The sequence below is a fragment of the Azospirillum agricola genome (assembly GCF_017876095.1).
Taxonomy (GTDB): domain Bacteria; phylum Pseudomonadota; class Alphaproteobacteria; order Azospirillales; family Azospirillaceae; genus Azospirillum; species Azospirillum agricola.
Window position 1 is genome coordinate 173,479 of record NZ_JAGINM010000005.1, and the last position, 13,506, is coordinate 186,984.

General features: G+C 72.0%; 11 protein-coding genes. 9 read left to right on the plus strand and 2 right to left on the minus strand.

The window, feature by feature from the left end; translation table 11 throughout:
- Positions 1-44: 44 nt before the first annotated feature.
- From J2847_RS09190 to J2847_RS09210, 5 genes are all read left to right on the plus strand, one after another.
- On the plus strand, positions 45-1,085 hold the full coding sequence (locus tag J2847_RS09190) for a lysozyme family protein (protein WP_209778702.1): 1,041 nt from the start codon (positions 45-47) through the stop codon (positions 1,083-1,085).
- A gap of 112 nt (positions 1,086-1,197) precedes the next feature.
- Positions 1,198-1,416: a translation initiation factor IF-1 gene (gene infA / locus J2847_RS09195; protein ID WP_012977999.1), complete on the plus strand. Its 219-nt coding sequence runs from the start codon at positions 1,198-1,200 to the stop codon at positions 1,414-1,416.
- Between the two features lie 34 nt (positions 1,417-1,450).
- Complete coding sequence (locus J2847_RS09200; protein WP_233474393.1) at positions 1,451-2,047, plus strand: Maf family protein; 597 nt, start codon at positions 1,451-1,453, stop codon at positions 2,045-2,047.
- 25 nt (positions 2,048-2,072) lie between these two features.
- The gene (locus J2847_RS09205) at positions 2,073-3,260 is read left to right on the plus strand and encodes a ribonuclease E/G (RefSeq protein ID WP_209778704.1); all 1,188 of its coding nucleotides are present in this window, start codon (positions 2,073-2,075) and stop codon (positions 3,258-3,260) included.
- Positions 3,261-3,294: 34 nt separating this feature from the next.
- Positions 3,295-3,483 (plus strand): DNA gyrase inhibitor YacG, encoded by a 189-nt coding sequence (locus J2847_RS09210; RefSeq protein ID WP_209778705.1) that lies wholly within the window; start codon positions 3,295-3,297, stop codon positions 3,481-3,483.
- 16 nt (positions 3,484-3,499) lie between these two features.
- On the opposite strand, the gene pelG is transcribed toward J2847_RS09210, so the two are convergent.
- Positions 3,500-4,879: an exopolysaccharide Pel transporter PelG gene (gene pelG, locus J2847_RS09215; protein WP_209778706.1), complete on the minus strand. Its 1,380-nt coding sequence runs from the start codon at positions 4,877-4,879 to the stop codon at positions 3,500-3,502.
- Positions 4,880-5,066: 187 nt separating this feature from the next.
- Between pelG and otnI the strand changes: the two genes are divergently transcribed.
- Positions 5,067-5,867 (plus strand): 2-oxo-tetronate isomerase, encoded by an 801-nt coding sequence (otnI, locus tag J2847_RS09220; protein ID WP_209778707.1) that lies wholly within the window; start codon positions 5,067-5,069, stop codon positions 5,865-5,867.
- 122 nt (positions 5,868-5,989) lie between these two features.
- Complete coding sequence (locus tag J2847_RS09225; protein WP_209778708.1) at positions 5,990-6,757, plus strand: SDR family oxidoreductase; 768 nt, start codon at positions 5,990-5,992, stop codon at positions 6,755-6,757.
- Here the strand turns inward: J2847_RS09225 and J2847_RS09230 are convergent.
- Entirely contained in the window at positions 6,744-8,237 is a 1,494-nt protein-coding gene (locus tag J2847_RS09230) for an MFS transporter (protein WP_209778709.1), read from the minus strand. The two genes, J2847_RS09225 and J2847_RS09230, sit on opposite strands and share 14 nt — an antisense overlap.
- Before the next feature lie 180 nt (positions 8,238-8,417).
- Between J2847_RS09230 and J2847_RS09235 the strand changes: the two genes are divergently transcribed.
- Both J2847_RS09235 and J2847_RS09240 read left to right on the plus strand, forming a co-directional pair.
- Positions 8,418-11,501 (plus strand): response regulator, encoded by a 3,084-nt coding sequence (locus J2847_RS09235; RefSeq protein ID WP_209778710.1) that lies wholly within the window; start codon positions 8,418-8,420, stop codon positions 11,499-11,501.
- A gap of 193 nt (positions 11,502-11,694) precedes the next feature.
- Entirely contained in the window at positions 11,695-13,476 is a 1,782-nt protein-coding gene (locus J2847_RS09240; protein WP_209778711.1) for a tetratricopeptide repeat protein, read from the plus strand.
- The last annotated feature ends 30 nt before the right edge of the window (positions 13,477-13,506 follow it).

A 13,506-nucleotide genomic window follows, 5' to 3' on the forward strand; every position in this document is an offset into this window, starting at 1 on the left:
GACCGCCACCGCGTGGTCGCCGAGTCGACGGTCTCCGGTGGTTCATGAAGGTTGCGCAGCCCCCTCTCGCTCCCGTTCCCGAGCGGAAGCCCGATCCGCCCCCGGCCGGCAACACGGCCGGGGGAGGCGATGCCTCGTTCCTCGACGTCATGGCGCAGTCCCAGCCCGTTCCGCGCGGTCGCCTCGCCAACGGCCAGAAGGCGCCGCCGGCACCCGCCACCAAGCCGGAACCGCCGATGGAGCTGGCCGACGGCACGCTGGTGCCGCTGCCCGTCCGCAAGCCGTCCCTGCCCGCGTCGCGCGGCGGGCTGACGGGCGCCGCCGCCATCGCCGCCTCCGACAACCCGACCGCCGTCCGCGTCTCCATCGCCTCCCAGCAGGTCGCCGGCCTGTCGGGCCACAGCTTCACCGCCATCCTGGCCCAGGCGACCCAGGAAAGCGGCCTGAACGTCAAGGCGCGCAACAGCAACAGCTCCGCCGCCGGCCCCTTCCAGTTCCTGGAGCGCACCTGGCTCGACCTGTTCAGCCGCCACGGCGCCGCCTACGGCCAGGGGGAACTGGCCAGCCGGATCCAGAACCGCAACGGCATCGCCTCGGTCAAGGACCCGGAGGTGCGGCGGAAGATCCTCGACCTGCGCCACGACGTCGACCTGTCGGCCGGCATGGCCGCCCGCTATCTGGCCGAGGGGCGGGAACGGCTGGAGAAGCGGCTGGGCCGCCCGGCCAGCGAATCCGAGAGCCGGATCGCCTACATCATGGGCGTCGGCGGCGCGGCGAAGCTGATCAAGGCGGCCGAATCGGCCCCCCAGACCGCTGCGTCGGACCTGCTGCCGGCCGCCGCGAAGGCCAACCACAACCTGTTTCACGACCGCGGCAGCGGCCGGGCGCTGACCGCCGTCGAGACGGTGGCGCGGCTGACCCGGCGCATGGAGATCGACCAGCGGGAGATGTTCGCGGCCATCGGAAAAGCGGCGGAACCCCTGCAAAAGCTGGACGGCGGAACCCAATCGCCGCTCAGCCCGTTCCAGAGCGTGGGCCTGTCCGGCGCCGAAAGCGAGGACGACACGGCGAACGCGCAGGGCTGACCCGCACCTCAAAGCTGCGACCGAACGCACGCCGGATGGGAATCCCCCTTGACCCGGCGGCTTCGGAAGGTCAGTTATTGCCGCGAAACTCTAGGCACGGACTAAAGGTCATATGGCAAAGGAAGATCTGATCGAGTTCTCCGGGACCGTCGTCGAATTGCTTCCGAACGCGATGTTCCGGGTGAAGCTCGACAACGATCACGAGGTTCTCGCCCACACCTCGGGCAAGATGCGCAAGAACCGGATTCGCGTTCTGGCGGGCGACCGCGTCAACGTTGAGATGACGCCGTACGACCTGACCAAGGGCCGGATCACCTTCCGGTTCAAGTAACAGCACACCCACGCCGCTGCCCCGCGTGATGAGCATGTCCAAGGCGCCCCGGCTGGTCCTGGCTTCGGCCTCGCCCCGCCGGCTCGACCTGCTGCGCCAGATCGGCATCGTGCCCGACGCGGTCGACCCCGCCGATCTCGACGAAACCCCACTGCCGCGCGAACTTCCGCCCCAGCACGCCCTGCGTCTGGCGGGCGGGAAGGCGGCCTGCGTCGCCGCGCGCCACCCCGACTCCTGGATCCTCGCCGCCGACACCGTCGTCGCCTGCGGCCGGCGAATCCTGCCCAAGGCCGAGCAGGAGACGGAGGCGCGCAAGTGCCTCGACCTGCTGTCCGGCCGCCGGCACCGGGTCTATGGCGGCGTCGTCCTGCTGGTTCCGGACGCCGAGGGCGGCCATCGCCGGCTCGAACGGCTGGTCCGCACCGACGTGACCTTCAAGGCGCTGTCCAAGGCCGAGGTCGAATCCTACATCGCCTCCAACGACTGGCACGGCAAGGCCGGCGGCTACGCCATCCAGGGCCGGGCCGCCGCGCTGGTCCGCTGGATCGGCGGCTCCTACAGCAACGTGGTCGGGCTGCCGCTGCACGAGGTGGCGGGCCTGCTCCACGGCGCCGGGTTCCCGCAATCATGACGGGCCGCCCGGCCGGCGGTCCCGCTTGAGCCGGATCGACGTCCTCGTCGACCGTGACGGCACGCTGACGCGGGCGGCGGTGCTGACGGACGGGCGGCTGACCGACCTGCACATCGACCGCGCCGACAAGCCCTCGCTGCTCGGCCATGTCTTCCTCGGCCGGGTCGAGCGGATCGTCAGCGGTATCGACGCCGCCTTCGTCGAATTGGGCGGCGGCGTCTCCGGCTTCCTGGTCGCCGCCGACGTCCGCCACCCGTCCGACGCGGACAACCCCGACGGGCGCCCCCGGCAGAAGACCGGACGGATCGGCGCCCTGCTGCGCACCGGCCAGCCGGTGCTGGTCCAGGTCAAGGCCGACGCCACGGCCTCCAAGGGGCCGTCCCTGACGATGGACGTCACCCTGCCCGGCCGCTTCCTGATCCACGCCCCCTTCGGCCGCAGCGTGGCGGTGTCCAAACGGCTGGGCGCCGGTCCGGAGCGGGCCGGGCTGGGGCTGCGCGTCCAGCGGCTGGCCACCGGGTCGGGCTGGATCGTCCGGGCGGGAGCGGCGGTGGCCGGCGACGACCGCCTGGCCGCCGAATCCGAAACCCTGCACCTGCTCTGGCGCGGCATCCGCGACGCGGCGGAAAGCGCCACGGCCCCCTCGCCGCTGCACGCCGGCCCGTCCGCGCCCGTCCGCGCCCTGATCGAGCAGGGAGCCGCCCCGGCCTCCATCCTGGTCGACGATGAATCGATGGCGCGGCGGCTGGCCGGCTGGTGCGCCGACCACGCCCCCGACCTGCTGCCGCTGATCGAGCGGCACAAGGCGCCGCCGCGCCTGTTCGACCTGCGCGACCTCGACAGCGCCATCGCCGACCTGCTTGACACGCGGGTGGAGCTTCCGCGCGGCGGTTCGCTGGTGATCGAGCCGACCGAGGCGCTGACCGTCGTCGACGTGAACGCGGGGGAGCGCGGCAACCCGCTCGACGTCAACCTCGACGCGGCGGCCGAGATCGCCCGGCAGTTGCGCCTGCGCAACGTCGGCGGCATCGTCGTCGTCGATTTCGTCAACATGCGCTCGCGCGGCGACGCCGAACGGGTGCTGGCCGCCCTGCACGAGGCGGTGGACGGCGACCCGGTGCAGACCCAGGTCTATGGCATGTCGAAGCTGGGGCTGGTCGAGCTGACCCGCGCCCGCCGGGGCTCGCCGCTGGCCGCCCTGCTCACCCCCTGAGTGCCGGTCCATCCGAACGGGAGATGTGTCCCCCATGAACGCCAAAGCCACAACCGCCGCCAAGCCCTGTCCGGTCTGCGGCCGGCCCGCCGACCCCACGGCCCGCCCCTTCTGCTCGCAGCGCTGCGCCGACGTCGATCTCGGCCGCTGGCTGGGCGGAGTCTACCGCATCGAGACCAACGAGACTCCGCAGCCGCCCTCCGCCGCGTCCACCGAGGATTGACCCGCCGCCGCCGCCCTCAGCGCACCGACGGGTTGTTGGCGACGAAGGCGAAATAGGGCAGGCGCCGCACCGCGTCGGCGACCATCAGGTAGCCGACCGCGAAGGCGAGCAGCGAGCCGAGGAAATAGCCGTAGCCGTACCAGGCGAAGCCCAGCCTGCTGAAGGCCAGGGTGAAGCCGGCGTTGGCCGCCAGATAGAGAAGCTGGACCGCCAGGTTGCGCCCGCGCAGGTCGAAATAGGCGAGGATCACCGTGCAGAACAGGAACATCGCCTGGAAGAAGGCGCCCAGCGCGCCGAAGCGGAACATGCCGATCTGCTGGTAATGCAGACCCAGCGCGCCGACGATGGCCGGGGCGGTGAAGATCGTCACGGCGCAGACGGCGCCTTGCAGGATGATCAGGTTGCGCCCGCTCTCGACCAGCGCCGCGATGATGGAGCGGTGGTTGCGGGCGATCTGGTCGTAGGTCGCGTGGCTCTGGATGTCGCGGTAGAAGCCCTGGTAATGCTCGAAGAAGCGCGTCTCGATGTTCACCGTGAACAGGGTCAGCGCCGGCAGGATCGTCAGGTAGGCGACGAACATGGCGCTGTCGTAGGCGGTGTGGATCACCATGGCGCCGGAGACGACCTCGCGCTCCGGCGCGAACCACATCACCCACTTGTCCGACCAGACGGCGAGGTTGGCGACCAGCCCGATCAGCGCCAGATCCCAGTATTTTCGGAAATAGGCGAGAAAGGCGAAGAGGCGGGCGACCTTGTAGGGGTATTCGGCGAAGACCCGCGCGATCAGCCCGAACTGGATGCCGGCCAGCCCCAGCGAGAAGCCCCAGACCATCCCGGCGGCGCCGTAAAAGGCCCCCAGCGCCGCCGTCATCGCCATGCCGCCCAGCATGCCGAGCCCGAAGGCGGTGGTGACCGACAGATAGTCCTTCAGCGCCGACAGGAAGATCGACACCACCCAGATGCCGCAGACCAGGAAGAAGTTCACCAGCCCGCCGGCCAGGATCGGCGCCGGCAGGTCGCTGAACAGCAGATAGAAGGGCCCGGCGGTCAGCGCGGCCAGCGCGTAGGCCAGTCCCAGCGTCGCCAGCAGCATGCCGGGGGCGGCGTCCACCGCCTTGGCGTAGATGGCGTCGGCGAGGTAGCGGGTGGCGACCAGCACCAGCGGCCCGGTCAGCACCACCGAGAAGCAGAAATTGTAGATCACCACGACACGGAACAGCGACAGCTCCTCCGGCCCGACCATGCCGCGGCCGACGAAGTTGATGCCGGCCAGCGCCAGGATGGTGAACATCCACGGCCCCGAGGTGATGAAGGCCGAATGGGCGTAGCCCTGAAGCACGCCCAGCAGGTCGTCGCGGCGGGCCAGCCGGCGCAGCGCGAATCCGATTCCGGCCATCAGGCGGCTCCCTCGACGTTCATGGAGATGACGGTCCCCGGCCGGCGCATCGAAAAACGCTCCACTCTGGTCGGCAAACGATTACCCAACCGCTAACCCGCAGGTTAGACAGGACCGCAGCCGGATGGACACCCCCGCCTTCGGGGGATGCCGGCCCCATCCTTCTGGACCTGTGGGAGCCGCCGCGATGAGATTCGCCGCCAACCTGACCATGATGTTCACCGAGCACCCCTTCCTGGACCGTTTCGGCGCGGCGGCGGCCGCCGGATTCGACGCCGTGGAGGTCCTGTTCCCCTACGAGGCGCCGGCCGAAGCGCTGGCGGCAGAGTTGCGCGCCCATGGCCTGACCCAGGCGCTGTTCAACCTGCCGCCCGGCGACTGGGCGGCGGGGGAGCGCGGCATCGCCTGCCTGCCCGGCCGCGAGGCCGAGTTCCGCGACGGGGTGGCGACCGCCATCGGCTACGCCAAGGCGCTCGGCAACCGGCGCCTGCACTGCATGTCGGGGATCCCGGCTCCGGGAACGGACCGCGCCACGGCGCTGGACACCTACGCCGGCAACCTGCGGGTCGCTGCGGCGGCCTGCGCCGAGGCCGGGCTGACCCTGCTGGTCGAGCCGATCAACAACCGCGACATGCCGGGCTACCTGATGAACAGCACCGCCCTGGCGCGTGCGATGATCGAACGGGTCGGGGCGCCCAACCTGAAGCTTCAGCTCGACCTCTACCATTGCCAGATCAGCGAGGGCGACCTCGCCACCCGCATCCGCGCCAACGCCGGCATCACCGGCCATGTCCAGATCGCCGGCGTGCCCGACCGCCACGAGCCGGACCTCGGCGAGGTCAACTACCCCTACCTGTTCGGGGTTCTGGCCGCCACCGGCTACGACGGCTTCATCGGCTGCGAGTACCGCCCCAGGGGCCGGACCGAGGACGGGCTGGGCTGGCTGGCCTCCCTGCGCCGCCGAGCCGCTGAGCCGCCGAGCCGCTGAGCCGCTGAGCCGCGCGGAACGGCCGGCCGCAGCATCCGGATTCGACCGCAAGAAACGGGAAGCGCCGGTTGCCCCTCCTCGTGCATCACCGCGCGACAGTCACAGCCACGGGGAGAATGACGATGGGGCGGCAATTGGCGGGAAAGACGGCGATCGTCACCGGCGCCAGTTCGGGAATCGGTCGGGAGGCCGCAAGCCTCTTCGCGCGGGAGGGCGCGCGGCTCGTCGTCGTGGCGCGCCGCCGCGCGGAGCTCGAGCGGCTCGTCGCCGCGATCGAGGCGGAGGGTGGCGAGGCCGCCGCCGTCGCGGGCGACGTCCGCGACGAGGCCGTGGCGGAAGAGGCGGTGAGCGTCGCGGTCCGCCGGTTCGGCGGGCTTGACATCGCCTTCAACAACGCCGGGACGATGGGGGAGGCCGTGCCCGTCCCGGACATCACCCCGGACGGCTGGCGGGAGGTGCTCGACACCAACCTCACCAGCGCCTTCCTTGGCGCCCGCCACCAGATCCCGGCGATGGTCGCGCGCGGCGGGGGCTCGCTGATCGTCACCTCGACCTTCGTCGGCCACACCGTCGGCTTTCCGGGAATGGGCGCCTACGCGGCCAGCAAGGCCGGCCTGATCGGCCTCGTCCAGGTGATCGCCGCGGAGTTCGGCGGCCAGGGCGTCCGGGCCAACGCCCTGCTCCCCGGCGGCACGGACACCCCGATGGGCCGCGCCGCGATGGCCACGCCGGAGGCGCGCCGCTTCGTGGAGGGGCTGCACGCCCTGAAACGGCTGGCCTCGCCCGGCGAGATCGCGCGCTCGGCGCTGTATCTGGCCAGCGACGCCTCCAGCTTCACGACAGGGACGGCGCTTCTCGTCGAGGGCGGCGTCTCGATCAGCCGGGCGTAGAAGAGGTGGGGGCTGGGGTGGGGGAAGGGGCCGGGCCGCCGGCCCGTCGCGCGACCGTTCCCAGAGGCTCGGCGATCTCCTCCAGCCCCTTGCGCTCGGCGTCGACCCCGCAGACCAGCGCGACGAGGCCGCCCGCGATCATCACCACCGAACCGACGACGTAGCCCCAGAACAGCGGCTCGCGCTCCGTCCCGTCGCCCACCAGCCACCCGAACAGCAGCGGCCCGGTGGAGCCGACCAACTGGCCGACGGCGAAGAAGTAGGAGATCGCCTGCCCGCGCACCTCCAGGGGAAAGATCTCGCTGACCGTCAGATAGGCCGAGGACGCCCCCGCCGACGCGAAGAAGAAGGAGGCGCACCACAGCACGGTGTGGGTGCCCGCCGTCAGCGCCCCTTGCCGGAACAGGAAGGCCGAGGCGAGCAGCACCGCCCCGGCCAGCAGATAGGTCCCGACGATCATCCGCCGCCGGCCGACCGTGTCGAACAGCGGCCCGAGCAGCAGCGGGCCGAGCAGGTTGCCGGCGGCGAACGGAAAGAAATACAGCGCCGCCCGCGATTCGCTGAGATGGTAGAAATTCTGGAGAACCAGCGCGTAGGTGAAGAAGATCGCGTTGTAGAGAAAGGACTGGGTCACCATCATCGTGACGCCGAGAACGGTGCGCGACGGGTATTGCCGGAAGAACACCTCGGCCAGCCGGCCGAACGGCACCGCCCCCTCCGGCTGTAGGCACAGCGCCCGGCCGGCGTCGACCGGCGGCAGTTCCCGGCCCTGCGCCCGTATCTCCGCCTCGATGCGCGCGACGATCCGCTCGGCCTCCTCCGCCTGCCCGTGGGTGACCATCCAGCGCGGGCTTTCCGGGATGTGGCGGCGCAGATGGATGATGACCAGCCCCAGCACCGGCCCGATGAAGAAGGCGATCCGCCAGCCGACGTCCGCGGGCAGCAGCGCGTGGTCGAGCAGGAAGACGCTGCCCGCCGCGCCCAGCATGGCGCCGGCCCAATAGGTTCCGTTGACGGCGATGTCGACCCGGCCGCGGTACCGGGCCGGAATCAGCTCGTCGATGGCCGAGTTGATCGCCGTGTACTCCCCGCCGATCCCCAGCCCGGCGACGAAGCGCCAGACATAGAGGAACCAGGGGGTCCAGGCCAGACCGGCGATCCCCGAGGCGACCAGATAGAGGGCGAGGGTGACGAGGAACAGCCGCCGCCGGCCCCAGCGGTCGGTCAGCCGGCCGAACACCAGGGCGCCGACGACCTGCCCGACCAGATAGGCCGTGCCGGCGAAGCCGACCTCGGCGCTCGACATGCCCAGGCTTTCCTTGAAGCCCGAGGCCGCGATCAACTGGATCTCGATGCCGTCCAGGATCCAGCTCACCCCCAGCCCGACGACCACCGTCCAGTGGAAGCGCGCCCAGGGCAGCCGGTCCATGCGCGGGGGAACGAGGTTGCGGATGGTCGTGCCGTCATCCCCGCTGGTCATCGCCCGCAACGCTCCCCCCGGACTCGGCGGAGGCGACGCGCCGCCCCGCTCCTCGAAAACGGGTGGACGGACGGAATGTCACGCGCGGCATCGTCGGCTGTTGCCTGGAATGGTGAGGCCTGTGCTACACCTGCGACACCCTGCCGCATCTTGCCAACGATCAGGAACGAGCGCGCCGCGATGACCGAACAGCTTCAGGAATCGTCGCCGGACCTTTCGTTCCTGAACGGCGGCGGCGAGCTGGGACGGCTGATCGCCGGGTTCGACTGGCCGTCCACCGCGCTCGGCCCCATCGCCGGCTGGCCGCCCAGCCTGCGCACCACGCTCGCCGTCGTCCTGCGCTCGCCCGTGCCGATCGTCACGCTGTGGGGCGAGGACGGCGTGATGATCTACAACGACGCCTATTCGGAATTCGCCGGGGGACGGCACCCGCGCCTTCTCGGCTCCAAGGTGCGCGAGGGCTGGCCGGAGGTCGCCGACTTCAACGACAACGTCATGAAGGTCGGGCTGGCCGGCGGGACTCTGGCCTACCAGGACCAGGAGCTGACGCTCCACCGCAGCGGCGTGCCGGAACCGGTCTGGATGAACCTGGACTACTCCCCGATTCTCGGCGAGGACGGCACGCCCGCCGGTGTCATCTCCATCGTGGTCGAGACCACGGCGAAGGTGCGCGCCGAACGGGCCGAGCGGGAGGCGCTGGCCGCCCTGAAGGCGCAGACGACGGCGCTGGCCATCATCAACCGGGCCGGCATCGCCCTGTCGGCCGAGCGCGACCTCGACCGCCTGACCCGGATCGTCACCGACGCCGGGGTGGCGCTCAGCGGCGCCGAGTTCGGCGCCTTCTTCTACAACGTCCAGGACGAGGCGAGCGGCCGCTACATGCTCTACACCCTGTCGGGGGTGGACGGCGGCGCCTTCGCCGGCTTCCCGATGCCGCGCAACACGGCGGTCTTCGCCCCGACCTTCGCCGGCGAGGGGATCGTCCGTTCCGACGACATCACGACGGATCCGCGCTACGGCCGCAACGCGCCGCGCTCCGGCATGCCGGAGGGGCATCTGCCGGTGCGCAGCTATCTGGCGGTGCCGGTCAAGTCGCGCAACGGCGAGGTGATCGGCGGCCTGTTCTTCGGCCATTCGCGGCCCGGCCGCTTCGACGCCGCCGTCGAGGACAGCCTGTCGAGCCTCGCCGCCCAGGCGGCGGTCGCCATCGACAACGCCCGGCTGCTCCAGTCGGTGCAGGAGGAGAACCGCTACCGCGCCCACGCCGAGGCGGCGCTCCGCGACCTGAACGCCAGCCTGGAACGGCAGGTGGCCGAGCGGACGGCCGACCGCGACCGCATGTGGCGGCTGTCGACCGACATCATGCTGGTGGCCGGCCTCGACGCGACGATCTCGGCGGTCAACCCGGCCTGGACCCTGGTGCTGGGCTGGACGGAGGCCGAGCTTCTCGGCCGCTCCTTCCTGGATCTGGTGCACCCCGACGACCGCGCGGCGACGCTGGCCGAGGTCGCCAAGCTCGGCCGGGGGGTGACGACCTTCCGGTTCGAGAACCGCTACCGGCGCAAGGACGGCAGCCATTGCCTGCTGTCCTGGACGGCGGTTCCCGACCACCGCTTCATCCACGCCGTCGGCCGCGACGTCACCGCCGAACGGGAGGCGGCGGAGACGCTGCGGCGGACGGAGGCGGCGCTCCAGCAGGCCCAGAAGATGGAGTCCATCGGCCAGCTCACCGGCGGCGTGGCGCACGACTTCAACAACCTGCTCCAGATCATCGCCGGCAACCTGCATCTTCTGCTGCGCGACGTCGCGGGGGACGAGCAGGCGCGGCGGCGCGTCGCCAACGCCCTGGCCGGGGTCGAGCGCGGGGCCAAGCTGGCGAGCCAGCTCCTCGCCTTCGGCCGGCGGCAGGCGCTGGAGCCGAAGGTCGTCAACATCGGCCGCTTCGTCACCGGCATGGGCGACCTGATGCGCCGCACCATCGGCGAGGCCATCGAGGTCGAGGTGGTGATCGCCGGCGGCCTGTGGAACACGCTGGTCGATCCCGCCCAGGTCGAGAACGCCCTGCTGAACCTCGCCATCAACGCCCGCGACGCCATGGACGGGCACGGGCGGCTGACCGTGGAGGTCGGCAACGCCTTCCTCGACGACGCCTACACCCTCGGCCACGCCGACGTCCGGCCCGGCCAGTACGTCATGCTGGCCGTCACCGACACCGGCAGCGGCATGACGCCGGAGGTCATGGCCCAGGTCTTCGAGCCCTTCTTCTCGACCAAGCCGGAGGGCAAGGGCACCGGGCTCGGCCTGTCGATGGTGTACGGCTTCGTCAAGCAGTCCGGCGGTCATGTGAAGCTCTACAGCGAGCCCGGCCAGGGCACGACGGTGAAGCTCTATTTCCCGCGCGTCCACCAGGGCGAGGACGTGATGATCCCCGTCGCCTCCGGCCCGATCACCGGCGGCAGCGAGACGATCCTGGTCGCCGAGGACGACGAGGGGGTGCGCGCCACCGTGGTCGAGACGCTGGGCGACCTCGGCTACCGCGTGCTGACCGCGCGGGACGCGGCCAGCGCCCTGACCGTGATCGAGAGCGGCGTCCCGATCGACCTGCTGTTCACCGACGTGGTGATGCCGGGGCCGCTGCGCAGCCCCGAGCTGGCCCGCAAGGCACGGGAACGGCAGCCCGGCATCGCCGTGCTGTTCACCTCGGGCTACACCGAGAACGCCATCGTCCATGGCGGCCGGCTCGACGCCGGGGTCGAGCTGCTCTCCAAGCCCTACAGCCGCGAGGCGCTGGCCCGCAAGCTGCGCCATGTGCTGGCCAACCGCGCCCAGCGCCTCCAGGACCCCGCCCCGGCGGCGCCCGAGGCCGCCACCGCCGGAAAGGGCGAGGCGGACGACGCCGGCCTGTCCGTCCTGCTGGTCGAGGACGACGCCCTGATCCGCATGGCCACGGCCGACATGCTCCAGGATCTCGGCCACAGCGTGGTCGAGGCGGCCAGCGCCGAGGAGGCGATGGCGGCGCTGGAGGACATGGCGGTCGAGGTGCTGGTCACCGACCTCGGCCTGCCCGGCCTGTCGGGGGCCGAGTTCGCGGCCCGGGTCCGCGCGCTCCGCCCGCGGATCGGCATCATCTTCGCCACCGGCCAGGACGACCCGCCCAAGATGGACGACGGGCGGGGAACCACCCGCCTGCTGCGCAAGCCCTACGACAGCAACGGCCTCGCCGCCGCCCTGCGGGCCGTGCGGGCCGGGCGCGGCATCGGGTAGAGCCGGGGGTAGAGCCGGGGCTAGCGCCGGGGCCGGCGGCGGACGGATTGCCGGTTCCCTGCGCCGGGCAATCCCTCTATGACTTGAGCAACGGCGCGGGCGCTCCCGCAAGCCCTTCTCCCGCAAGGGGAGAAGGGCTTCAAGGAGCGCCCACCACCGCCCCGCTCCCGTGCCCAGCATCCGGACGTCCCGCATGGCAACGATCCACGAGGCCCTCCTGATCGCCCTCGACCATCACCGGGCGGGGCGCCTGAACGATGCCGCGACGATCTACCGCCGCGTGCTGGAGGCGGATTCCGGGCAGCCGGACGCGTGGCAGTTCCTTGGCGTGCTGCACGCCCAGAGCGGGCGGGCGGCCACCGGACGGGCGATGCTCCATCGGGCGGCGGCCCTGCGGCCGGACGGGGCCGGAACCCACTCCAACCTTGCCGGCGTCCTCCAGACGCTGGGGGAATCGGCCGCCGCCGAGGCCTCCTACCGGCGCACGCTCCGGCTCGCCCCGACGCTGGCCGACGCCCACGCCGGGCGGGCCAGCGCGCTGCGCGCGCTCAGCCGGGCGGACATGGCGCGGGATTCCGCCATCCGCGCCCTGGCCCTGGAGCCGGCGCACGGCGAAGCGCTGGCGAACGCCGCCGACGCCCTGCTCGCCTGCCACCAACCCGACGCCGCCGAGGCCGCGGCGCGCCGGGCGCTGCGGATGCGGCCCGATCTGACCGCCGCCTGGATGACGCTCGGCTCGGCGCTGACCATGGCCGACCGCTGGGAGGAGGCGGCCCCCGCCTACCGCACCGCGCTGGCCCTGGATCCCCGCTACGGCGAGGCGTGGGAGAACTGGGCGGCGCTGCTCGCCAAGCTCGGCCGCTTCGACGAGTCCCTGGCCGGCTTCGACCGCGCCGAGGCGCTGCGCCCGTCGCCGCTGCTGTGGGTGACGCGCGGCATCGCGAAGATGGCCATGGCGCGCCCGGCCGAGGCGCTGGCCGATTTCGACCGGGCGCTGGAGTCCCGGCCGGACGATTCCGGCCTGCGCTGGAATCGCGGTTTCGCCCGGCTGCTGATCGGCGACTACGCCGGCGCCTGGCCGGAGGTCGAGCATCGCCGGGCCGACACGCGGACCGAGCTGCCCTGGCGGTCCTTTCCGCAGCCGACCTGGGGCGGCGAGGACGTCGCCGGCCGCACGCTGCTGCTCTACGCCGAGCAGGGCTTCGGCGACACGCTGCAATTCGTCCGCTACGCGCCGCTCGCCGCCGCGCGCGGCGCCCGCGTGCTGCTGGAGGTGCAGCCGCAACTGGTCCGGCTGCTGTCCGGCCTGCCGGGGGTGGAGCGGGTCTTCGGCCGCGGCGAGCCGCTGCCCGACTTCGACCTGGAATGCCCGCTGATGAGCCTGCCGCGCGCCTTCGCGACGGAGCCGGATTCGGTGCCGGCCGCCCCCTATCTGCGGCCGGACCCGGCGCTGGTCCGGCGCTGGCGGGACCGGATCGGCGATGGGGAGGCGCTGAAGGTCGGGCTGGTCTGGGCCGGCAACCCGCGCTTTCCCGGCGACCGTCTGCGCTCGCCGCGCCTGGAGGGGATGCGCGCCGTGCTGGACGTGCCGGGCGTGCGCGTCTTCGGCCTCCAGGCCGGCCCCGGACGCGCCGACCTGGAGGGCGCCGACCTGCCGCCGGGCTTCACCGACCTCGGCCCGGAGCTGACGGATTTCACCGACACGGCGGCGATCATGGCCAACCTCGACCTCGTGATCTCCTCCTGCACCGCGCCGGCGCATCTGGCGGGAGCGCTGGGGGTGCCGCTGTGGGTGGTGCTGCCCTTCTCGCCGGACTGGCGCTGGCTGCTCGACCGCGAGGACAGCCCCTGGTACCCGACCGCCCGCCTGTTCCGCCAGACGCGGGTCGGCGACTGGGCAAGCGTCGGCCGGCGAGTCGCCGACGCGCTGCGGCGGCTGCGGGCAGAACGGGGGGCGTGTCCTTCACCCCCGTAGGCAGAGCCCCGTAGGCAGAGCGATCGCCGG